This window comes from Bacteroidota bacterium (assembly GCA_016195025.1).
Taxonomy (GTDB): domain Bacteria; phylum Bacteroidota; class Bacteroidia; order Palsa-948; family Palsa-948; genus Palsa-948.
In genome coordinates this window covers 125589-147956 of record JACQAL010000016.1, presented here as the reverse complement: position 1 = coordinate 147956, position 22368 = coordinate 125589, and the positions used below count along the sequence as shown (strand labels likewise).

The 22368-nt window shown below is 42.7% G+C and carries 28 protein-coding genes and 1 tRNA gene; 17 read left to right on the top strand and 12 right to left on the bottom strand.

The genetic code is table 11. The annotated features are described in order from the left end of the window. From HY063_03230 to HY063_03215, 4 genes are all read left to right on the top strand, one after another. A partial coding sequence (locus tag HY063_03230; protein ID MBI3500783.1) for an aminotransferase class V-fold PLP-dependent enzyme occupies positions 1 to 919 on the top strand: 919 nt, incomplete at its 5' end. A 99-nt stretch (positions 920 to 1018) separates the two neighbouring features. Beyond that, positions 1019 to 1918, top strand: coding sequence for an oxygen-dependent coproporphyrinogen oxidase (gene hemF, locus HY063_03225; protein ID MBI3500782.1), 900 nt, complete (start codon positions 1019 to 1021; stop codon positions 1916 to 1918). A 209-nt stretch (positions 1919 to 2127) separates the two neighbouring features. Further along, a complete protein-coding gene (locus HY063_03220) occupies positions 2128 to 2376 on the top strand; it encodes a DUF433 domain-containing protein (GenBank protein MBI3500781.1) in 249 nt (82 codons plus the stop codon). Beyond that, complete coding sequence (locus HY063_03215) at positions 2360 to 2680, top strand: DUF5615 family PIN-like protein (GenBank protein ID MBI3500780.1); 321 nt, start codon at positions 2360 to 2362, stop codon at positions 2678 to 2680. Before HY063_03220 ends, HY063_03215 begins: the two co-directional genes overlap by 17 nt. Before the next feature lie 31 nt (positions 2681 to 2711). On the opposite strand, the gene HY063_03210 is transcribed toward HY063_03215, so the two are convergent. The 3 genes from HY063_03210 to HY063_03200 are packed head-to-tail and all read right to left on the bottom strand — an operon-like array spanning position 2712 to position 4788. Continuing rightward, a complete protein-coding gene (locus HY063_03210; GenBank protein ID MBI3500779.1) occupies positions 2712 to 4289 on the bottom strand; it encodes a hypothetical protein in 1578 nt (525 codons plus the stop codon). A 21-nt stretch (positions 4290 to 4310) separates the two neighbouring features. After that, a complete protein-coding gene (locus HY063_03205; GenBank protein ID MBI3500778.1) occupies positions 4311 to 4595 on the bottom strand; it encodes a type II toxin-antitoxin system RelE/ParE family toxin in 285 nt (94 codons plus the stop codon). Next, positions 4579 to 4788 (bottom strand): hypothetical protein, encoded by a 210-nt coding sequence (locus HY063_03200; GenBank protein ID MBI3500777.1) that lies wholly within the window; start codon positions 4786 to 4788, stop codon positions 4579 to 4581. Before HY063_03200 ends, HY063_03205 begins: the two co-directional genes overlap by 17 nt. A 544-nt stretch (positions 4789 to 5332) precedes the next feature. Here HY063_03200 and HY063_03195 point away from each other — a divergent pair. From HY063_03195 to HY063_03175, 5 genes are all read left to right on the top strand, one after another. Beyond that, positions 5333 to 5674 (top strand): hypothetical protein, encoded by a 342-nt coding sequence (locus HY063_03195; GenBank protein MBI3500776.1) that lies wholly within the window; start codon positions 5333 to 5335, stop codon positions 5672 to 5674. A 402-nt stretch (positions 5675 to 6076) separates the two neighbouring features. Next, the gene (locus HY063_03190; protein ID MBI3500775.1) at positions 6077 to 6847 is read left to right on the top strand and encodes a hypothetical protein; all 771 of its coding nucleotides are present in this window, start codon (positions 6077 to 6079) and stop codon (positions 6845 to 6847) included. A gap of 198 nt (positions 6848 to 7045) precedes the next feature. Further along, entirely contained in the window at positions 7046 to 7243 is a 198-nt protein-coding gene (locus HY063_03185) for a T9SS type A sorting domain-containing protein (protein ID MBI3500774.1), read from the top strand. A 53-nt stretch (positions 7244 to 7296) separates the two neighbouring features. After that, positions 7297 to 8301, top strand: coding sequence for a T9SS type A sorting domain-containing protein (locus HY063_03180; protein ID MBI3500773.1), 1005 nt, complete (start codon positions 7297 to 7299; stop codon positions 8299 to 8301). A 41-nt stretch (positions 8302 to 8342) separates the two neighbouring features. Beyond that, entirely contained in the window at positions 8343 to 8498 is a 156-nt protein-coding gene (locus tag HY063_03175; GenBank protein ID MBI3500772.1) for a hypothetical protein, read from the top strand. Here the strand turns inward: HY063_03175 and HY063_03170 are convergent. Both HY063_03170 and HY063_03165 read right to left on the bottom strand, forming a co-directional pair. Further along, positions 8488 to 8793: a type II toxin-antitoxin system RelE/ParE family toxin gene (locus HY063_03170; GenBank protein ID MBI3500771.1), complete on the bottom strand. Its 306-nt coding sequence runs from the start codon at positions 8791 to 8793 to the stop codon at positions 8488 to 8490. The two genes, HY063_03175 and HY063_03170, sit on opposite strands and share 11 nt — an antisense overlap. Then, positions 8769 to 9065 (bottom strand): hypothetical protein, encoded by a 297-nt coding sequence (locus tag HY063_03165; protein MBI3500770.1) that lies wholly within the window; start codon positions 9063 to 9065, stop codon positions 8769 to 8771. Before HY063_03165 ends, HY063_03170 begins: the two co-directional genes overlap by 25 nt. Before the next feature lie 44 nt (positions 9066 to 9109). Between HY063_03165 and HY063_03160 the strand changes: the two genes are divergently transcribed. From HY063_03160 to HY063_03125, 8 genes are all read left to right on the top strand, one after another. Beyond that, positions 9110 to 9505, top strand: a complete 396-nt coding sequence (locus HY063_03160) for a hypothetical protein (protein ID MBI3500769.1) — start codon at positions 9110 to 9112, stop codon at positions 9503 to 9505. A 114-nt stretch (positions 9506 to 9619) separates the two neighbouring features. Further along, positions 9620 to 11155, top strand: coding sequence for a PAS domain S-box protein (locus tag HY063_03155; protein ID MBI3500768.1), 1536 nt, complete (start codon positions 9620 to 9622; stop codon positions 11153 to 11155). Positions 11156 to 11252: 97 nt separating this feature from the next. Next, positions 11253 to 11885: a response regulator transcription factor gene (locus tag HY063_03150; protein ID MBI3500767.1), complete on the top strand. Its 633-nt coding sequence runs from the start codon at positions 11253 to 11255 to the stop codon at positions 11883 to 11885. 18 nt (positions 11886 to 11903) lie between these two features. Next, a tRNA-Met gene (locus HY063_03145) sits at positions 11904 to 11975 on the top strand. Positions 11976 to 12137: 162 nt separating this feature from the next. Then, a complete protein-coding gene (locus tag HY063_03140; GenBank protein ID MBI3500766.1) occupies positions 12138 to 12716 on the top strand; it encodes a hypothetical protein in 579 nt (192 codons plus the stop codon). Positions 12717 to 12929: 213 nt separating this feature from the next. Further along, on the top strand, positions 12930 to 13304 hold the full coding sequence (locus HY063_03135) for a response regulator transcription factor (GenBank protein MBI3500765.1): 375 nt from the start codon (positions 12930 to 12932) through the stop codon (positions 13302 to 13304). Between the two features lie 8 nt (positions 13305 to 13312). Continuing rightward, positions 13313 to 15334, top strand: coding sequence for a T9SS type A sorting domain-containing protein (locus tag HY063_03130; protein MBI3500764.1), 2022 nt, complete (start codon positions 13313 to 13315; stop codon positions 15332 to 15334). Between the two features lie 7 nt (positions 15335 to 15341). Further along, positions 15342 to 15797 (top strand): hypothetical protein, encoded by a 456-nt coding sequence (locus tag HY063_03125; protein ID MBI3500763.1) that lies wholly within the window; start codon positions 15342 to 15344, stop codon positions 15795 to 15797. Here the strand turns inward: HY063_03125 and HY063_03120 are convergent. From HY063_03120 to HY063_03090, 7 genes are all read right to left on the bottom strand, one after another. Further along, positions 15794 to 17614, bottom strand: coding sequence for a tetratricopeptide repeat protein (locus HY063_03120; GenBank protein ID MBI3500762.1), 1821 nt, complete (start codon positions 17612 to 17614; stop codon positions 15794 to 15796). The genes HY063_03125 and HY063_03120 overlap by 4 nt on opposite strands. Continuing rightward, positions 17611 to 17847: an ATP synthase F1 subunit epsilon gene (gene atpC / locus HY063_03115; GenBank protein ID MBI3500761.1), complete on the bottom strand. Its 237-nt coding sequence runs from the start codon at positions 17845 to 17847 to the stop codon at positions 17611 to 17613. The genes HY063_03120 and atpC overlap by 4 nt, the downstream gene beginning before the upstream one ends. A gap of 110 nt (positions 17848 to 17957) precedes the next feature. Continuing rightward, entirely contained in the window at positions 17958 to 19163 is a 1206-nt protein-coding gene (locus tag HY063_03110) for a homoserine dehydrogenase (protein ID MBI3500760.1), read from the bottom strand. Between the two features lie 42 nt (positions 19164 to 19205). After that, entirely contained in the window at positions 19206 to 19760 is a 555-nt protein-coding gene (locus HY063_03105) for a thioredoxin family protein (GenBank protein ID MBI3500759.1), read from the bottom strand. A gap of 9 nt (positions 19761 to 19769) precedes the next feature. Beyond that, positions 19770 to 20555, bottom strand: a complete 786-nt coding sequence (locus tag HY063_03100; GenBank protein MBI3500758.1) for an SDR family oxidoreductase — start codon at positions 20553 to 20555, stop codon at positions 19770 to 19772. Between the two features lie 96 nt (positions 20556 to 20651). Beyond that, positions 20652 to 21092: a peptidylprolyl isomerase gene (locus HY063_03095; GenBank protein ID MBI3500757.1), complete on the bottom strand. Its 441-nt coding sequence runs from the start codon at positions 21090 to 21092 to the stop codon at positions 20652 to 20654. Between the two features lie 63 nt (positions 21093 to 21155). Continuing rightward, complete coding sequence (locus HY063_03090) at positions 21156 to 22367, bottom strand: NAD(P)/FAD-dependent oxidoreductase (protein MBI3500756.1); 1212 nt, start codon at positions 22365 to 22367, stop codon at positions 21156 to 21158. Position 22368 lies beyond the last annotated feature (1 nt).

Here is a 22368-nt window from a genome sequence, read left to right as displayed (position 1 = left end):
TGCTGTGTTCGCAAGTTTCATGGCATTTCTGAAAACAGGAGACCATATTATTTCCGCGCGCGCAATTTTCGGAAGTACGCATACCATGCTCGTAAAATATTTTCCGAAGTGGGGAATTGAACATTCCTATTTTGACGGTGATAATCCGAAAGAGATTGAAAAACTCATTAAGAAGAATACGAAAATGCTTTTCGTGGAAACCCCTTCCAATCCCGGGCTGGAAATTTTTGATCTGGAAGTTCTCGGAAAAGTTGCGAAGAAAAATAAATTACTTTTCCACGTGGACAATTGTTTCGCCACGCCTTATTTGCAGCAGCCCGTAAAATACGGAGCCGATTTGATTACACATTCCGCCACAAAATTTATTGACGGACAGGGAAGAGTTCTCGGTGGCGTGGTATGCGGAAAAAAAGATTTAATAAAAGAAATTTATTTATTCTGCCGCAACACGGGTCCGGCAATTTCTCCCTTCAATGCGTGGGTGCTTTCAAAAAGTTTGGAAACACTTGCCGTGCGCATGGACAGGCATTGCGAGAATGCGTTGCATCTGGCAGAACATTTAAGCAAGCATAAGGAAATTGAAAAAGTAAATTACCCCTTCCTGCCTTCACACTCACAATATAAAACCGCGAAGAAGCAAATGAAAGCGGGCGGAGGAGTGGTAACTTTTGCCGTGAAAGGCGGCTACGAGCGCGCAAAAAAATTTATGGACGCGCTTGAATTGATTTCTCTCTCGGCAAACCTGGGCGATGCGCGCACCATTGCAACACATCCCGCTTCTTCCACCCATCAAAAACTTTCGGAAGAAGAAAGAAAAGCGGTGAATATTTCTTCCGCGCTCATCCGCGTTTCTGCGGGGCTGGAACATATTGACGATATTATTTCAGACATTGAACAAGCGCTCAAGAAATCAAAGTAGCAGTCGGCAAAGATTCTGTCACATAATTGTAATTTTCTTTTTGGCATTTACTCTCATCGGCTGTTATTAGTACATTAGTACGCATTAGTAAATTAGCAGATGAAAGCGGAAGCAGCAAACTATTTTAGAAATCTTCAGGATACTATTTGCAAAGGGCTGGAAGAACTTGACGGCTCGGCAACGTTTCAGGAAGATGTATGGACGCGCGAAGGCGGTGGCGGAGGAAGAACGCGTGTGATTCAGCAGGGAACTGTTTTTGAAAAAGGCGGAGTGAATTTTTCGGAAGTGTTTGGCAATGCGCCTGAATTTCTTTCAAAAGAAGCGGGAGATAATAAAGCAAAAACTTTTTTTGCAACGGGTGTTTCACTGGTGATTCATCCGCAAAGCCCCATGGTTCCCATTATTCACATGAACGTTCGTTATCTCCAACTTGAAACGAAAGAATGGTTTGGCGGGGGAATTGATTTAACCCCCATTTATATTGAAGAAGCCGATGCAAACTATTTTCATCAAACGCTGAAAGCAACCTGCAGCAGGTTTCATCCTTCGTTTTATCCCGAATTCAAAAAACGGGCGGATGACTATTTTTTCATCCCGCATAGAAATGAAACGCGCGGCATCGGGGGAATTTTCTTTGACCACATGGGCAGGGATGAATCGCAGTTAAAAATACCGCTGGGGCAATTTTTCGAATTCGTCATGGCTGTCGGAAATATTTTTCTTCCTATATATATGCACCTCGTCCGGAAAAACAAAGACAAGCCGTTCGCAGAAAAAGAAAAGCAATGGCAACTGCTGCGCAGGGGAAGATATGCCGAATTCAATTTAGTGTATGACCGCGGAACCAAATTCGGATTGGAAACAAACGGGCGGACAGAATCCATCCTGATGAGTTTGCCGCCCGAAGCAACATGGCTCTATGATTTTATTCCCGAAAAAAATTCCGCGGAAGAAAAAACAAGTTCATTGCTGAAGAAAGGAATGGAGTGGGCTGATTAAACGTATACTAATGCTGTTTGAGTTTGCAAAACAAGTCGCCAATCTCCAGTCCACAGTCAGCAAAATTGCCGACTGAAGATTGCGGACTGCTGACTTGTAAGTTTCTTGCAAACTCATGTTCGTTCAGTATATCTGATGCGCCCTTTCTTTCTCTCACGGGAGCAGGGCAAATAATAATTTATATCTTTGTATCAGAATAATGACAGGCAATGAAAAAATCTTTTGTAAAAAGCCGTATTACTTTTAACCCTAAAATTCTAAGGGGCAAACCTATTGTTCAGGGAACACGAATTTCTGTTGAACTTATTCTTGAACTTCTTGCGAGTGATTGGGCGTTTGCCGATATTCTTCTTCAATACCCTCAGTTAACCAAGGCAGACATTCTTGCTGCATTGGGCTATTCTGCCAAACGGCTAAAACGCGAGGAGATATTGTTCACTCATGCGCTTGCTTCTTGACGAAAACATTCCTCACGATATTTTTATCCACTTAAGCGGAAACAATATTCCTGTCAGGCATATTATAAAAACAAAATATGCGGGAAGCGGGGATGAACTTATTTTCAATTATTCGCTGCGGGCAAAAATGACTATTGTTACGTATGATAAAGATTTTTTAGACGACCGGTTTATCAACCAAACTCATTACGGAATTATTTTCCTGCAAGCGAGAACTAAAGATTTTAAATCCATCGCAAATACAATTCTTGCTGAAGTGAAAAGACACAGGTCGTTAAAAAATAAAGTCGTAATTATTGATTAGTTTTTTTTGCTCCCCGGTTGTTTTCCACGGGTTAGCTCTCCTGCGCGAATTCTTTCTCTGTTGTTTTCTTTTTTCCGGCAGGCATCCTGGAAGCAAACCATTGGTGGAAAGGAATTACTTCGGGGGTGAAGGGCTGCCAGGAGAGAAGCCCCTCTCCATCTCTCCCCGAAGGGGAGAGGGCTGCGCGCGCATGTTCACCCCTTCGGGGGGAGGGAGGGCTGAGTTTAGCAATATTTTCGTGCGCCACTCCGTTGAGCAGGTTAAACATAAATCCTGCGCGCTGCGCCTGCATGAGCAGGTTGAGAATAATTTTATCGCGCGGGCTTGCGCTGCCCATGCGTTTGAAAAATTGTTTGAGCGCGAGAATGTTTAGCGTGGCTTCGCTTTCTTTTTTCATTTCGAGCAGCGTCATTATTTTCAGCACGCGCAAGCCGGTTTCCCAGCCCTCTTTGTCTTTGGAGATTTCCCATTCCTGCGAGAGAATGTTTAATGCCTGGGTGAACCTGCGGAGTTGGAACAGCGCGTTGGCGCGCAGCAACTGGTATTTTGCGTAGCGGAACTTTCCGAGTTCTTTTTCGGTGGCGGAGGAAAGCATTCTCTCGGCAAGCGCGAGCGCGGGCTCGTATTGTTTCAGCGCGAAGAGCGCGTAGAACTCCTGCTCCAGCGCAATGCAGTAATTTTCAGAAGCGGCATTGAACTGCTTTTGTGCGTGCTGCGCCCATTCGATTGCCTGCTGAAAGTTGCCGAGGTAACACTCGCAGCGCGAAAGGTTATCGTACACCACGCCTATGCGCTGCCTGCGGTAAACGGATTTGTTGCTGCGCACAATGCCGAGCAACTCCAGACAAACGGTGCGGGCAGTGGTGTAACTTTTTTTATGCAGGTAAAATCCCAGTTCTAAAAACTTGCGGTGGTATTTTATCAGGGGCGATTTTGTTTGCTGGTAGTATCCGTCTAATTCTCCAATTGCATTTTCAAAGAAGGCGGATAGTTTTTTTTCAGCGGGCTTGCCGGAATACTCAAGCAGTATGATGAGTTCGTAATAGCGCTGCTCTGCCTGGTTTATCATGCGGCTGCATTCGGAATAATAATTCATTTCCTTACTTATCTTTTCAAATTCTTTTTGGCTGCTTTTAGGACCTGTTATTGCTTTCTTTAACCGGAGGTGTTCTGCCAAGGATGAATAATGTTCGTATTCTTTTGCGAGGGAAATAATTTCATCGAGCAAACCATATAATAAATGGATTCTTTTTTTTGAATAAAACAGGTGCTGGAACTGCGCGCTCTTCTTTTTTATTTTAATGATGGCGTAATCGGCTTCATCCAGTTCTTTCTTCTTGTCGCACGAAATATCGGTGAGCAGAAAGTCCAATGTTTTTTCTTTGAGGCGGTATTTCAAATCGTCAAACTCATGCGCATTCCTGGTGCCGTAAAGTTGTATGCAGCATTGCGCGTGCGTGGGAGAAATGTTTTCCTGCATGAGCATTTCGGCTAACTGCACTTGTTTGAGGTCTTCCTTATTATAGGTGGTGAAGCAGGTGAGGTAATTGCGGAACGCTGCCCATTCAGCGCTGGTCAAACTATGCAGGAGAGAATGAAGTTCGTTCATAAAGATTTTAAATGTTAGGATTTAAGGAAACTCCTCATATATTTTACGTCTTTTAAGAAAACGGAGCAGCCAAACTTTGTTTCCTTTTATCATTATTCCTAATCTATAATCTTTTTTATGGCTGAGTTTTATTTTTATTCTGTAAAACACTTCATACTCATCCAACTTTTTCAAATTATTTATTTGCCCCTTGTTTTTTGCCGACCTGATGTTGTAAAGAACTGCCGCCAGCGCCCATGATAGTTCCGAATCGGATTTTATTTTTCGCACATCGCGCGAATATTTCGGCTTATATTTTACATCCATGCGCCCTGAGAAATTTCAGCGGGTCACCCATTTTTTTTTCGCCTTTTTCTTTCAGGGCGGCTTCTAATAATTTTCCCAGCAAAAAATCTTCTATGGATTCATCCTGCATGATATGAACCGATATGTTTTTTGAACCTCTTTTCAGGTGTTTCAGTTCCGATTTCTTTTCAGAAGTTACAATGGCTACGGGCATAATGGGTTCTTTTTTAAGTAAAGTATTTTCAAAGATAAACTTTTTTCACTCTACTGGACATTTTGTACGATTTGTATAGTGAGATTCCTCATTTCGCTTCGCTTCATTCGGAATGACAGCGTTGACGGTTTGGAGAGGAGAGAGCGGGCGCGGGCAAAGCCCGCGCCCGCTCTCTCTTTACCCTAAATAAGAGGCATGTCATTCCGAACGAAGTGAGGAATCTCATAGAAATATCCAGTAGTGTAGATTTTTTTCACTCTCAATCTGAATAACTGCGCCATTTGTACCCCAACTTGTTTTCGCTTTCGGCTTTCCTTTGAACTGTTCTTTTCCAACCGCTTCATCTTTTACTTAGCAATTAAAGATGCCTGGAAAGAATGGCAAACCCTCGTCAAAAACTCCCCGTCTCCCCGATGGGGAGAAAGAGGGAAAAGAAAAAAATGAAAATGAAAAACAAATAAACATAAACAAACTCTCCCCTTCCCCTCTCTTTCAAAAAGAGAGGGGTGACGAAGTCGGGGTGAGTTACTAAAACCAAACCACAATGAAAAAAACAATTTGGCTCAGCATCCCGATAAAATCGGGACTTCTCTTCACGCTCGCGCTCGGCTTGTTTGCCATCAGCGCAGGAAAAGCGGTGAAGCCGGTAACCAAAAAAGTTTCTGCCGGCAACGCTTCGGAACTGAAACAATGCGGGGTGAGCAACGCGCAAATCACTTCGTATCTGCAAAACTGCTCGCACCATCACAGTGTGTTTTGGGTGAGCGATATTCCGGGCACCTGCAACAGCAATGCCGGCATTGAAAACTGCGGCACGGCTACCGTGTATGTTACCGATGGAGTTATTGTGGGGCATGTGGATGCAAACGGCATTTGCCCGGGATGATAGAAAATAGAATGACAAATAAGAAAACACCGAAGGAAACAGCCCTGCGGGAGAGTAAAAAAGAAGCAGTAAAAAAACAATGAACAAGCATTTGCACTCTTGCGAAGCGATAGCGTACTATGGAAAAGCCATAGTACGCTATGCCGCATTTATAGTAAACTACAGCAGATTTAGCGTGTACGCCAGCAAGTTTAGCGTATACGCCAGCAAGTTTAGCGTATACGCCAGCAAGTTTAGCGTATACGCCAGCAAGTTTAGCGTATACGCCAGCGAGTTTAGCGTATACGCCAGCAAGTTTAGCGTATACGATAAATCAGTAAAACCTAATTTTTTGCTTAATTCTCAATTTTCACTACTCACTACCCACTACCCACTACTCAATTCTAAACCCTTAAACAAACAATGAACAATTCAAATTTTCCAACCACCCTCGAGGAACTCAACTCCTATTTTGAATTAGTAGTTCCTTACCTGAGCGCCAATGCAGCCCGCCTTGTGATTGATGCGGCAAACATTACCAACCTGAACACGCTCTTTGATGCCACCACGCCCACGCCCAACACGCCCGTGAACTGGCAGGATACCTGGACGCTTTACAACAACAAAAAAGTAACGCGCACCACTGCCGTAAAAGACCTGATACGCGACCCTGAAACCGGGCTGGAAAAAAAAATGAAAGACCAACTCATGCTCATTTACAACGACATTCCCAAAACCAAATGGAACGCTGCCGACCGCGAAACCCTGCACCGCAAAACAGGAGCCCACGATGCCAACCCCACGCCCACCCACGCGCCTGAAAAAGCGCCCGGGCTCAGCGTAGATAAAAACGAACATCTCGTAACCACCCTCCGTTTTACAAACCCCGACACTCCGCATAGCCATGCAAAGCCCGAAGGAGTTATTTCGGTAGAAGTATATGAATTCATAGTGCAAAATCCGGTTCCGCCTCCTCCGCCCGCACCCGGTGGCGGAGCCGGCCAGCCGCCCCTGCAGGCAGCAGCGCCTCCGCTGAGCAGTTTCACCCACATTGGCAGCACTGGGCATTTCCTCTTCCGCGCCACCCATGCCGATACCGATGAAGGCAAAAAAGTTTTTTACTATGTGAAATATAAAACCCAGCGCGGACAAATGAGCCCGCCCAGCGAGGTGAAGAGCGCAATCATTATATAATAAGGAAGAAAAAAATGAAACCTATAACCAGAAACAAAACCAAACCACGGGTTGGTAATCCCCAAAAGCGTGGCAAACAAAAATAATATTTAACTTTAATCTCAATTCAAATGAAAAACAAAATCACTTTTAAAGCATTGCTGCTGGGAGCCTGAAGGATTATATCCCAATCCTTTCAACCAAACAGCCATCTTTAAATTGCCAGATGAAACCATTTACTACAATTCTTCGTTCATAGTGTATGATATGTTCGGTAGGGAAGTGAAACGGATTGATAACATCAATACAAATGAAATTCAAATAAATCGAGTCGACATGAAAAGCGGAATATATTATTACCGCTACATGCAAGGCGAAGATTTAATATCTTCGGATAAATTTGTAATTGCAGAATAATATTTAACCTGTCCCGCCCATAAAATTTATGTGCGGGACAAAAAATAAAAACAATGAAAATTTTTTACGCACTTCTTGTATCAATTGCAGTTTGCGGGAATGTAGGTTTCCACCTCTTCGAGGCAAACGCACAATGCACGGCATCCATTGCCGGAAATACAACTATGTGTAAAGGGCAAACCGATACGCTTATTGCTTCGGGCGGTGCAACTTATTCATGGAGCACAGGGCAAACAACAACATCAATTATAATTTCGCCTACTGCAAATACAACATATTCTGTAACTGCAACAACGGGCACTTGTGTTGCAACAGCAAGTATTGCTGTTACGGTGAACCCATTACCTATTGCTAATTTTAATGCACCTTGTGTGTGCTTCAATAACCTCACTCCATTCACCGACCTATCCACTGGTGTCGTAATATGGCATTGGGATTTCGGAGATGGAAATTTTTCTACGCAGCAAAGTCCAGCACATACTTACAATGCTCCGGGAACTTACACCGTAACGCTTGTTGTTTCCAATAATTACGGGTGCACTGACACGGCAATAAAAAATATATGCGTACTTCCATTGCCTTTGCTTAGCGTTACTGTTGCCAATGCTTCCTGCACCACATGCAGCAATGGCTCTGCCACCGCAACAGCAAGCGGAGGCAATCCGCCTTACACTTACTCATGGAGCAGTGGGCAAAGCACTCAAACAGCTTCTAATTTGCAGCCAGGGTCTTATATTATAACTATTACCGATTCGTCTGGTTGCGCAGAAACATCAACGGTTACTGTTAGCTCCTCAAGCGGTATTAATGAAATAGATTTTGCAAACAGTATTTCTATTTCCCCCAACCCCTCTTCCGGCATTTTCACACTTCAAAGCAGCGTAGCAATAAAAAGCATTGAGGTCTATAATGTGCTGGGCGGAAGGATATACGGAAAAAACAGCATGACATCTTCCCCCTGCACAATAGACCTTTCGGCAGAGCCCGAAGGAATTTATTTTATGAGAGTAAATACAGAGAAAGGAATCATGAGCAAAAAGATGATTGTGATAAAATGATATTCGCCTATGCGCATTCGTCAACGCTATTTGTATATACTATGAAACGAAAAACCAAATGGAAAAACCTCACCCCCGCGCAGGAAGAAAAAATCATAGATGATTATTACAGCGGGCTCGTTCGAACCAAAATAATTCTCAAGCATAAAATTCCCGAAGGGCAGTTGTACAGCATCCTAAAAAAAATCAATACCTGATTGCCCTGCCGTGAACCACATTGTAAATAACCAACCGGTGATGAATTGTTTTGTAAATAAAAATATAGTTCTGTTCAAACACCGCGCAGCGCAGGTTTCGGTCAGCAAGTTTTTTGAAACGGCATACGGGATATTTTTCGGGAAAGTTGGCGAGCGAGTCACCGAAATCATAAAGGCGGGCGGCATATTTTTCAGAAGTATCAGGATAACCTTTATCCCTGATATATTTGGAAATTGCCTTTATGCTCCGGTTCGCCCTGGGTTTATAAATTATCTCTTCCGAGTGGTTTCCCATTCCCGCAATTCTTTTAAAGTTTTTTCCCGCGCTTCTTTGGCAGGAATGCCTTCTTCGGCTTCACATTCCTCCAGCATCTTTTCAATCTCCTCCTCCGTGGCGGGGCGGTCAGGATTAATCCAGTTGTATTCTTCTGCCGGTTCATTTACAACTCCGGTTTTAGTTTCATCGGCAACCGGGGTAATGGATTTTACCAGGCGAACGGTTTTTAAAAAAGCAAGCAATAGTTTTGCTGCCGCCTCGCTCTCGGTTTTTACAATAAATGCGCGCATGTTTAATCTTTTTTGTAAAGATAAAAAATAAGGACTAATACCCAATGCCTGCCTTAATCAAAATCCTCCACCTCGAAGACAACCCCTCCGATGCCGATTTGGTAAAGCGCACACTGCAGCGTGCCAACCTGCCTTGCGAAATAAAAGTGGTGGACAGCAAAATTGATTTTCAGAACGCGCTCAAGTATTTTTCTCCCTCCGTCATTCTTTCCGACCACACCCTGCCGCAGTTCAATTCAGCCGAAGCCCTCCGCATTACCAACGTGCGCAAAGCCGCTGGCAATGCCCTCAAACTGCTCGACTATGATAAGGTGGCGCTCTTCGGCACCAGTGTTTTTCATACCATACTCGCCCGCATCATCATTCTCGCATCGGGCATGAGCCATAAAGTAAAACTCTTGAACACCAAAGAAGCATCCGTCAAATGGCTGAACGCATAGAAAAATATTTACTTCTACCAAATACCAATCTGTACCAATATACTAATTGTTGCCTGTTTTGATTGGTATATTGGTAATGAATTAGTATTTAGTAGGGATAAATAGAACGCAATCATGGAACTCCATCCCGATATAGAAAAAACCGAAGCCAGCCGCAATCTTTATTCCACACTTTTTTATAAAAGTCCGCTCATGATGGTGCTCACCGAAGCGGCATCAGGAAAAATCATAGAGGTGAACGAGCAGTTCATAAAGTTTTACGGCTATGAAAAAGAAGAACTCATAGGCAAAACCCTCCTGCGGCTCAACATCATGCTTCATAAGCAAGACCACGATGATATTTTGCGGCTGGTAACTAAAAAAGGCATTTTGCATGACAGAGAAGTTATGGAAAAAACAAAGAAGGGAGAAATAAAATGGATAAACGCATCGGTGAGTGTGCTGAACTTAAACGGAAAAAAATGTTTGCTCGGAATCGGCACGGATATTACAGAGAAGAAAAAATACGAGGAAGAATTTAAGATGACAACTTTCCGTCTGGAAGACAGCAGCAATCTTTTCTCCAGCGTTTTTTACAAAAGCCCCGTTCTCAAAGCCATTGCCGATGCAGCCACGGGAAAATATATTAAAGTCAATGATGCCTTTGCGGAGTTCTGCGGATTTAAAAAAGAAGAACTCATCGGCAAAACATCGCTGGAACTTAACCTCATTCCAAATCCGCGGCAGCGGGAAGAAATAATAAAAGCCGTTAATAAAACCGGTCTTGTAAAAGACGCATTAATCCAAGCGCGAAGAAAAAGCGGAGAACACCGATGGGTGTCCGCTTCTGTGCACAAGGTGAATATCAACGGCAAAGATTGTTTTCTCTCGGTAATGGTAGATGTGGATGAACGAAAAAAAGCCGAAGAGCAAATTATCAGGATGAATGCCGAGTTAGAGAAAAAAGTGATTGACCGCACCGCAGAACTGGCAAAATCAGAAGTTCAGTTGCGCAGTTTTGCCGAGCATCTTCAAACCGCGCAGGAAGAAGAGCGCGCACGCATTGCCCGCGAAATTCACGATGAACTCGGACAGCAGGTGGTGGGAATAAAAATCGGCTTGTCATCGCTCAAAAAATTCAGCACGCCCGAAAACAACCTCGAAGAAAAAATTAACGACCTTCTCAAAGATGCCGACCTCACCGCCCAATCGCTCAGGCGCATCGCCACCGAACTGCGCCCGGGAATTCTTGATACGCTGGGATTAATTCCCTCTATTCAGTGGCTCGTGAGCGAGTTCGGAAAGAAAACAGGAATAAAACCATCGCTCCTCCTGCACGCGAAAGAACAGCAGTATGAAAAAAATTTATCCACTTGTTTTTTCCGCGTCTGCCAGGAAGCGCTCACCAACATTGCCAAGCATGCGCAGGCAAGCGAAGTGAAAATAGAAATACAACATCAAGCCCTCCCCCCTTCGGGGGGAGATGGAGGGGGGCTTTTGATTCTGAAAATATCCGATAACGGAAAAGGAATGGACAGTGAAAAACTGAAGAACCCTTTTTCCATGGGCTTGCTCGGCATGCGCGAGCGCGCGAATATTGCCGGAGCATCTCTCGAAATAAAAAGCGAACAGGGAAAAGGAACAACAGTTACGTTAACAGCAAGAATATGATTACACCGATGAACCCTACTAAATACCAATCCGCACCAATATACCAATCAAAACAGGCAACAATTAGTACATTAGTATTGATTAGTATTTAGTAGTAATGAAACACATCCTCATAGCCGATGACCATTCCGCCATTCGCAAAGGCGTGAAGCAACTTCTTTCTGACGGATTCAGCAGCGTGGAATTCGGGGAAGCAAGCGGTGCGGCAGAAGTTTTTAAACGGCTGAAAGAAAAAGAATGGGACTTACTGATTCTCGATATAGACATGCCCGGCAGAAACGGATTGGAAGTGCTGCATCAACTGGAAGCGGAACACACAAAAATTCCCGTATTGGTTTTCAGCATGCATCCCGAAGAGCAGATTTCGCTGCGCGCATTAAAAGCGGGAGCCATGGGATACGTTTCAAAAAATTCGGTGGACGAAGAACTCATCAAAGCGGTGCAGCAGGTGCTGAGCGGAAAACAATACCTGCCTCCTTCCGTTGCCGCGCTCATGCTGGAACAAATGAAGCATCCCGAAAACAAACCGCTGCACGAACTTTTATCCGACCGCGAATACCAGACGTTCATTCTCATTGCCAAAGGAAAACAGGTTTCGCAGATTGCCAAAGAACTTTCGCTCAGCGTTCCCGCCATCAGCACCTTCCGCCACCGCCTTCTTGAAAAAATGGGAATGAAGAACAATGCCGACCTGATAAATTATGCCATCCGCAACAATCTGGTAAATTAATTTTTTATAGTTTAACACCGCGGAGTAGAGCAGGGGTAGCTCGTTGGGCTCATAATCCAAAGGTCGTGTGTTCGAATCACACCTCCGCAACAGCGCAGCGTTCCTTCCTCTGAGAATTTATTATTTGTAGTTCTAACCACTACGTTTTCCATTTTTTCTTTTTACACGAAACACATAGTTGCTTCTATTTCCCGCGTGGCGCGGCTTGCTTTCCGTTGTTTCATAAAAAATCATCAACTAAAATTTATAAACATGAAAACAAAAACAACATTACTACTGCTGCCCGTCTTTATTTTTTTCTTCCGAATGGAAATAACACGCGCGCAAACCATAAGCGCATCGCTCCGCGAAATGGTGAGCGGCAGCGGAATTGGCGCTTCGGTTTCTCCGCAACTTGCATTGAATACCGAGCGGCAAAGTTTTTCGGCAGGAATAAATATTCAGAACCGCAGCAATAATATTTCCGGCTTGCGCGGAAATTATTCGTTCACTATTAACCCGGGCGATGCCGCAGAAATTTTTTTGTTCTATGATATAGGTTGGCATTACAACGCCCTGCTGGGAAATTATGTGGTTCATCAGGAAAGTTCACTGAATCCGGAATTCTCGGATTACTATGCGGGCGCGCGAATCAAAACACTTGAACAGCATATCGGCTTCGGCATGAATAAATATATTACGGGTCCGCTCCAGTTATTTTTTTCAGCGGGCGCGGGCTATTATACAACCCTGAACTGCCCGCAGCAGAATTTATTCTGGTTCCGTGAGAAGAATAATTTCTCCCTGCTTCTTTCTGCCGGAATAAAAATAAATATTAAACGGTTTAATTAAAGTCCCGGTTTCTTTTTGGTAAAAGCCCTTGGCAGAAATGCCGGGGCTTTTTTATTTATTATCAGAGGGGAAAAGGATGGCTTTGTAGTACAAGTACTACAAGAACATAAATTCTTATTACGAAAAAAATAATTCCGCATTACGCAATAAGCATAGTCCTTTCTATTTCCCGAATGGCTGCCATGCTGTTCCTTTGTTTCATAAATTTTTTGTATGGAAAAAAAATTAAACGTACTGCTGGTGGATGATTCGCAAATCATCCTCTCCCACTTAAAAGAAATGCTGCTCGATGTGAAAACGGTGGAAGTGCTCAACACGGCAACCACCATAGGCGAAGCAAAAACACTGGTTGAACAACACAAACCCGACCTTATCATATTAGACATACAACTTCCCGATGGCAACGGAATTCTTTTTCTGAAAGTGCTCAAGCAGCAGCATCCCGAAATAGTGGTGGTGATACTTACCAACATGGCGGATGCTTTTATTAAAGCGGCTGCCGAAAAATACGGAGCCGATTATTTTCTGGATAAGGCAATGGATTTTGCAAAAATTCCTCAACTCCTTTCCGAAGTCAAACCTAAATAAATAGAACCATGAAAAAACTTTTTGCCGTTTCAGTTTTCATCCTCTGTTTTCAGATGATGAATGCGCAGGTAACCGATGCGCTGAAAATTAAAATTGCGCGCGCAAGTTATTCCGATGAAACCATTATCCGCTACCTTGACAGCGCGACTTTTGGTTTCGACAGCAATTACGATGCGTATAAACTTTTTTCATTCAACGCTGCCGTGCCGAATATTTTCACCAAGGACAGCGCTGCGGAAGAACTTTCCATCAATGCAATGCCGGAATTTTCTACGCGCACTACTACGGATGTATTTTTAAAAATAGGTACGGCAGGAACGTACAGCATTACACCCGAAGAAACAGGACCCTTTACTTCGGGCGTTTGCATCAAGATGAAAGATTTATCCACCGGGCAATTATACGAAATGCGCACGGCAAGCACCTACACTATTTCGCTTCCGGTGATTGCGCAAACAGCGCCAGCGCGGTTCCGGGTTTATTTTTCTTATCCTGCTTCTTTTACGTATGTGAGCGGAAACAGCGGAAACTGGAGCAGCGCTTCCTCCTGGAAAATTCCGGAATGCGGCTGCGCAACGGCAACGGCTGCGCCTTCCGCAGGAAATGATGTAACCATAAATTCAGGAAACACCGTAACGCTCGATTCAAATTTTTCCTGCACGAATCTTACCGTTAACGGAACATTCACCGCAAATGCCGATTTAACCATCAGCGGAAACTGGACGAACAGCGGAACTTTTAACGCGGGCGCGAATAAAATAACTTTTAACGGAAGTGCGCTTCAAATCATCAGCGGAAGTTCAACAAGTGCTTTCAACAACCTCACTATAAATAATTCCACTCCTGCCGAAGCGCTTCGCCTGAACGCTCCGGCCACCGTGAACGGAACGCTTACATTGAAAGACGGGCACATCACAACATCCTCCGTAAATATTTTAACCTGCGGCTCATCTGCTTCCATTGCGCTGCAATGCTTTCCGCAGGACAGCAGTTTTGTGAAAGGCCCCCTGCGCCACATTGTGAATAGTGATTACGGCATCACAAAACTTTTTCCGGTTGGGAAAAATAATTCGTACCGCAGAATTGATTTAACTCTTGACCAGCAAACCAGCGACTCCACTTCTTACACTGCCGAAATGATTGACAGTTCTGCCGAAGCGCTGGGTTACACAAAGCCGGCTGGAATTTCAAACGCATCGTATGTGCGCTATCATGCCATTTCGCAATCGCCCGCCACACCGCTCGATATGGGGCAGGTGAGAATTTATTTCGGATGCGCGGGAGTAAATGACAACGTGCAAACGCTTCCGCCCGTCACCGTATTGCAGGATGACGGCTCTGCCGCGTGGGTTGATTTGAGCCATACTCCCTGGGGATTTTCCTGCGGAAGCAATTACTGGGGAAATATGCTCTCGGGAAATTTTTCTTCCTTCAACGGAAATAAATTTTCTTTGGCAAATACCGGGGGCGCTCCTGAAATTCTTGGCGTAACAATGATGGATTTTTCTGCGAAGGCGGAAGGAAGAATTGTGGCAACAACCTGGGCGACTGCTTCGGAAAGCAGCACTTCTTCTTTTGCGCTTGAGCGCTCGAAAGACGGAACAACTTTTTCAACAGTTGAAATAATAAATGCCGCAGGAAATTCTTCCGCCATTATTCATTACAGCGCGCAGGATGAAAATCCCTATGGCGGAGTTTCCTATTACCGCCTGAAGGAAACCGACAGCAATGGAAATTTTTCTTACAGCAAAATTGTTTCGGTGAACCTGCAAAGCGAAAACGCTGTCAGTGTGTATCCGAATCCGGCTTCTGAAATCATTCATGTAACTATTTCCGAAAGCATGGGAAAGGAATCTATGCTTTCCATCCGCGATGTTTTAGGAAAGGAGCATTACACAGCAAAAACAATTCCGCAATCGGAGAATGAAACGCTAAGCATTCCGGTGGAAAATAAATTTCCGGCAGGAATTTATTTTGTGACTGTTTCGAACATGGACAAAACTTCAGAAGAAAAAATAATCATCAAATAAAAACAAAATGAAAAAACTTTTTGCAATTGCCTGCGCTGTTTTCCTGCTGGGAAATACAAATGCAAAAGCGCAACTGGTGTATGTTTCCAAAGGCGGAGACAGTACGCGCTATGTGGAAGACAGCATTGCCGAAATAAAGCTGTTCACGGCAACGTATAACGAAGGGAAAGTGTACCTGAAATGGCTGGTGGCAAACCAACATGCGGACGGCACGTATATTATTTTCCGTTCTTCCGATGGGAAAAATTTTGAAACCATCGGCACCAAAAATGGAATTGGCGTTCCCATCTCAAATGATATTGCCTATTATTTTACAGATGAAAATCCATGCGCCAAGACAGCGTATTATAAATTGCTGCATATAGGCAGCGCCCCGACTTATCTTCTCAGCGAAGCAATTAATATTGCCACCATGCCAGAAGAATTATGCAACACAAAAAATAAACAAGCGGGAAAATATTAATGACTATTTGCCAATGCCTGTTCGGCTTTTTCAAGATTGCTTTTTACATTTTGATTGGCAGGATTTATAGCCAGCGCTTTTTTATAATAGTCAACTGCTTCTTTCAGATTCCCGAGATTGTGATTAATGGCTCCGAGATTTCCCATTGCGTCTGCGTTGTTGGGCTGGTACTTCAGCGCCTGCTCAAAATATTTTTTTGCTGTTTCATATTCTTTCCGTTCAAAATAAATAACGCCAATGTTATTTGCCGCGTTGGTATATTCGGGAGAAACTTTTAAAGTTTGCCCGTACATCTTAAGCGCATTTTCTTTGTCGCCCATTCCGTAATAAGTAACACCTGCGTTGTACAGCGCTTCGGTATTCTCCGGCAGGATTTCAATTGCTTTCAGATAGTAGGGAATTGCTTTTTGATATAACGCATTGCGTTGGGCAGGGTCTGTTTCTTTTTCCGCCATGTCGCGATAGGCAGAGCCAAGCGCACTCTCTGCCCGCGAACTGTTGGGCGTTGCTTCCACGCCTGATGCAAAGAGGGAAAAATTATCTTTCCAGTCATTGTTGCGGGTAAAAGTTTTGAAGGAAAACAAAAGAAGAACTGCTCCGATGCTTCCAAATAAAATATTTTTTCCGAACCGCTGAAGGAAAAACGGAACCGCAATGCAGAAGGCGAGAGAAGGCGCGAATAAAAACCGTTCTCCCAACGTAGAACCAATCATGATAAAAATATTTGACACGACCGACATGGTGATGAAGAAAAATAAAATGCAGTATGAAAAAATATTTTTCTTTTTAAAAGTTAAAGCCGCATAAATTCCCAGCGCGGCAAAAACCAGCAGTGTAATAATTGTTTTAATGTCTGTAAAAGACACTATCGGAATCTGGTTGTAAGAATAATCCCACGAAAGCGGATGCGGAAAAAATAAAAGCAAAATATATTTTCCGAGAATGTAAATGGCTGTTGCGATTCTGTCGGATTCGGTTGTTGCTGCGGCAAGCGCATTGTTCACCACTTTCATTTTTTCTTCGAAGGTTACAACCTCCAGCACAGATTTCCGGATAAGGAAATAAATGATGAATGCCCCAGCATATGGCGCCATTCCTGTCAATATTTTTTTCAGTGATTGATTCGTGAAAAAGAAAACCGTCATGGGAATAATAACGAGAAAGGTCACCGCCATTTCTTTGCAGAGGAGCGATAGAAAGAAAAATAAAACCGAAAGGCCGAGAAATAATTTCTTCCCGGTTTCAACATGGCGGAAGATGAACAGTAGCGATAAAATCAAAAACAAAAAATTTAAAATATCATCCAGCCCTTTTATGTTAGCAGCCGCTTCGGTATGGATGGGATGAGCAGCAAACAACAAAGCGGCAAGAAGCGAGAAGTGAGAAGTGAGTAATGAAAATGAAAAGCGCGCAAATAACTTCTGAAGCAATTTATAAAGCAGCAAACAGGATAATGCAAACAACAGCACATTCACAAAATGCATTGCGTGCGGATTGTTATCGAATAAACTTTTTTCAATTGCATATACCACCTGCACCATCGGGCGGTACGATTGGTCATTGTGGCCGGTGAAGCCGTAAATAAAACTGTGAGAAAAAATTTCCTTGATGCCGCTCATGCCTTTTTGCACGAGAGAATTTTTCAGGTACACCACATCATCGTCCAGCACATAGCCGTGATTCAGCGTGTTGCTGTAAATTAAAAAGGCAAATGCGAAAACAATAATTGAAAAGAGGCGTTCGTTTTTTGCTGAAGAAGTAGTAATAGTGGATTGGAATTTTAAATTCCGACCAGCGGACATCTTCTTTTTACTCATTCAGCGAGTACGGTGATTTTATTTTTCAGAACTTCCACAACACCGCCTTTCACAGGAAAAGAATGAGTTTGCTTTTGCTCGTCTACTACTTTTACATTTCCTTTTTTAAGAGAGGAAATTAATGGCGCGTGATTTTTCAAAACCCCAAAATAGCCGGCAGAACCGGGAAGATTTACGGATTTAACTTCTCCGCTGAAAAGTTTTTTGTCGGGGGTGATAATTTCTAAATGCATATTTCAGTTTTTGGTTTATGATTTTGATTGGATAGTTGTCGGTTTTGATTTTTAACTAAAACTAACAACAAAAGAACTATAACTAAAAACCAACCAACCAACAACTAAATTTATATTGCACAAATAAAAACTTTGCTGTTTTTGTTTCCTGCGAAATGAAACAGCGATTTAAAATTTACTGTTGCGATGATGTAATTATTTTTTGCTGATTTATATTCTTCTTCTATTGAAACAATTTCCAGTTTTTCTATTTCAGATTTATTGGAGAAACGCACATACACTTTGATTTTAAAATCTGTATCTAAAAGTTTTGCTGAATCAGGAACAGAACCATTGCCATTCATAAATTTCTTCAACTTCTTGTAGCCGTAGCGGTAATTGTACGTGAGCGCAGAAATATCTGAAAGCACCGCGCTTCCCGTGGGATGGCTTCCCGCTCCTTTGCCGGTGAAAGTTTGCTTGCACGAAAACGCTCCTTCCACTTCCACCGCGTTGTATTCATACAGAACATTGAAAAGTTCAGAAGTTTTGTCTATGAAATGCGGCATCACATACACGCGATACTTGTCTCCTATTTTTTCAGCGCGCGTGAGAAGTTTTATTCGCAAACCTTTTTCCTTTGCATATAAAATATCTTCGTAACGCACATTCTGAATTCCGAGATTCATAATTTGTTCGGGCTTCAGCAACAATCCGAATGCGTGAACAGCTATGAGAAGAATTTTATATTTCGCATCACAACCCGAAACATCGAGCCAGGGATCTGCTTCGGCAAAACCGCTTGCCTGCGCGTCTTTCAGAATTTCAGAATAATCTTTCCCTTCCAGTTCCATTCTTGTAAGAATATAATTGCATGTGCCATTCAGAATGGCGCGAACACTTTGCAAAAGTTCGTTGTCATAATATTCTTCGAGGTTTCTGAGAATGGGAATACTTCCGCCCACGCTTCCTTCGTAAATCAAAGAAACATTATTCTGCTGCTGAAGTTTATAAAGTTCGGGAAAATATTTTGCCAGCATTTCTTTGCTTGCGCTCACCACGCTCACTCCGTTTTTCATCGCGGTGCTTACAATTTCAAACGCGGCATCGGTGTCGCTTATTAATTCCACCACAACATCCAAATCTTTTCTTGAGAGAATATCTTTTTTGTCGTACGTAAAACGATTTGCATCTAACCTGCGGGTTTTATTTCTATCCTTTACACAAATTTTTTCGATGCTTGCTTCCAAACTTTGTGATTGGTTCAATACATCGTAAAGCCCTTGACCCACGCAGCCGAACCCGAATAATCCGAGAGATATTTTCTTGTTTTCCATAGAGGAAAGCGAAGATACAAAAAGATTGCAGCGATTAAATGATTACTTCTTCCACTTGATGTTACAGCCAATGCTTGGCTTCTGCTCTGCAGAAATTAATTTTCCTGCGAGCAGATTATCAAGCGCATTACGAATATCTTTTCCTGTAACCGGAATTCCGTTTGAAGGGCGAGAATCATCCAATTGCCCCCGATAAACTAATTTCAAATCTTTATCGTAAATAAAAAAATCAGGCGTGCATGCAGCATCGTATGCGCGTGCTACATTCTGCGATTCATCGTAGAGATATGGAAAGGGATATTTTAAATCTTTCGTAGCTTGTTTCATTTTCTCCGGAGAATCTTCAGGATAATTTGCAACATCGTTGGAAGAAATTGCGATGAAAGAAATTCCTTTGGGGATGTAATCATTTGCCAGTTGCACTAATTCTTTGTTCACGTGCTTCACAAACGGGCAATGATTGCAGATGAACATAATCACCGTTGCCCTTCCTGAAAGTGAATGAAGGGAAATATTTATTCCCGAAGCTGTATCGGGCAAAGTAAAATCAGGAGCTTTTGTCCCGAGCGAAATCATGGTGGATGGAGTTACTGCCATAAGAAAATTTTAAAGAGAGTTGGTTCTTCCCCCATCCACCGGAAGATTTATTCCATTTATGTAAGAGGCTGCAGGTGACGCAAGGAACGCAACCGCGTTTGCAATTTCAGAAGCGTCAGCAAATCTTCCTATAGGAATTTCTTTCAGCCAATCATTTTGCTCTTCTGTTAAACTCATTCCGGCTTTCTTCGCGCGGATTTCCTGAAGGGATTTTAATCGTTCGGTATTCGTGGCGCCAGGTAAAATATTATTCACTGTGATTCCGAATTGTCCGAGTTCCATCGCTAAAGTTTTTGACCAGTTTGCCACCGCAGCGCGAATTGTATTTGAAACGCCCAATCCTTTTATCGGTTGTTTCACCGAAGTAGAAATAATATTTATGATGCGTCCGTATTTTTCTTTTTTCATTCCGTCAATCACCGCCTGCGTCAAAATATGATTGCAGATAAGATGATTCGAAAATGCCTGAGTGAATTCTTCCGTCTTTGCATCTATGATAGGTCCGCCTGCCGGTCCTCCGGTATTATTCAGAAGAATGTGAACAATATTTTTTTTCGTGTGCGCTTCGATTTTCTTTTTCAGTTCATCGGGTTTTGAAAAATCTGCAACAATGTAATTATGCTTTTGCTTTTTGGAGGTGTCGAGTATTTTTACAACTTCCTTCAATTTATTTTCATCGCGTGCAATAAGTGTAACGTTCGCCCCCAATTTTGAAATTTCAATTGCAGATGCTTTGCCGATTCCCTGCGTGCTTCCGCAAATCAATGCATTTTTATTTAGTAATTCTAAGTTCATTTAGAAGTTCGATTTTCTGGTTACTAATTAACGAATCTTGTTACGAATATTACAAATTGCTATTAGCTGTTGGCTGCAAACTGCTGCTGCCACTGCCTACTTGCTTTCTGTGATTACAATTTTATTGATCTTGTCTCCTGCTTTTATTTTATCAATCACTTCCAATCCTTCCGTTACTTTTCCAAAACAAGTATGAACTCTGTCGAGATGCGAAGTATTATTTCGGCTATGACAAATAAAAAATTGCGAACCGCCTGTATCTTTTCCGGCATGTGCCATGCTCAGAACTCCGCGGTCATGATACTGATTTCCGCCATTAGTTTCACATTTTATTTTATAACCGGGACCTCCGCTTCCTGTTCCTTTCGGGCAGCCGCCCTGAATCACGAAATCAGGAATTACTCTATGAAAATTCAATCCATCGTAATATCCTTTTTCAGCGAGCTTTATAAAATTTGCGACTGTGTTTGGAGCATCTTCGTGAAAGAATTCCACTTTCATGTTTCCTTTTGCGGTTTGTATTTCTGCTTTTTTCATAGGTGCGAATAACCTGCCTGCGGCAGGCAGGCGAATTGCTGCGAATCTACGAATAATACATTTTCAGGAATTGCTTTTTAATTTGCCTGCTATGAATCCAGTTGTCCATGCGTTTTGGAAATTGAATCCGCCAGTGATTGCATCCACATCTAAAACTTCTCCTGCAAAATAAATCCCCGGACAAACTTTGCTTTCCATGGTTTCAAACGAAATCTCCTCCAATGAAATTCCTCCGCAGGTTACAAATTCTTCCTTGAAAGTTGTTTTGCCTTCGGCTTTGTAAGAATCGTTCACCAGAGTATTAATAAGTTTGTTCAGATTTTTTTTCGCAAGTTGGTTCCACGAAGTTTCAGAATCAATTTCATTTTTCTCCAGGAAGAAAAGCCACAGCCTGTTTGGAAGTCCGAAAGGATTTTTATTTCCGATTTGTCGTTTGCTGATTGTTTTTAATTCTTGTTTAAGAAAATTTCTTGTGTCACTTTCTGTTTTATTTACCCAGTTGATTAACACTTCGAATTTATAATTCATCGCATTCAAATTTCTCGCACCGAAAGAAGAAAGTTTTAAAATTGCCGGGCCGCTCATTCCCCAGTGAGTAATCAGTAGCGCGCCTTCGCTTGAAAGTTTTGTTCCTTTTATTTTTACTGAGACAGGATTTGCTACCACGCCCATGAGTTTTTTTATTTCTTCGTTCGGCATGTTGAAAGTGAAGAGCGATGGAACAGGAGGAACGATTGTATGTCCGAGTTCTTTCAGCCAATTGAATCCTTCCAACTTTGGGCTTCCTCCTGAAGCAATAATTATTTTATCAGCATAAATATTTTTTTCTCCGGTAAATAAATCAAATCCGTTTTCTTTTTTTCTGATAGTAGAAATTGAAATTCCTTTCTGAATTCTAACTCCGAGTTTGTTTGCTTCGTTCATTAAGCAATCAATAATTGTTTGGGAATTATTTGTAACCGGAAACATCCGATTGTCTTCTTCCGTTTTTAATTTCACGCCACGGCTTTCAAACCATTCCACGGTATCTTTCGTGCTGAACTGGAAAAAAGATTTCTTCAATTGCTTTCCGCCTCGCGGATAAAATTTTGCGAGTTGAGAATTTTCAAAACAAGCGTGGGTAACATTACATCTTCCTCCACCGGATACTTTTACTTTAGATAAAAGCTTTTCGGACTTTTCAAGAATAGTTACGGAAAAATCCGGATGATGTTTTTTGCAGGAGAGCGCTGCAAAAAATCCTGCAGCACCTCCGCCAATGACAATTACATTCATC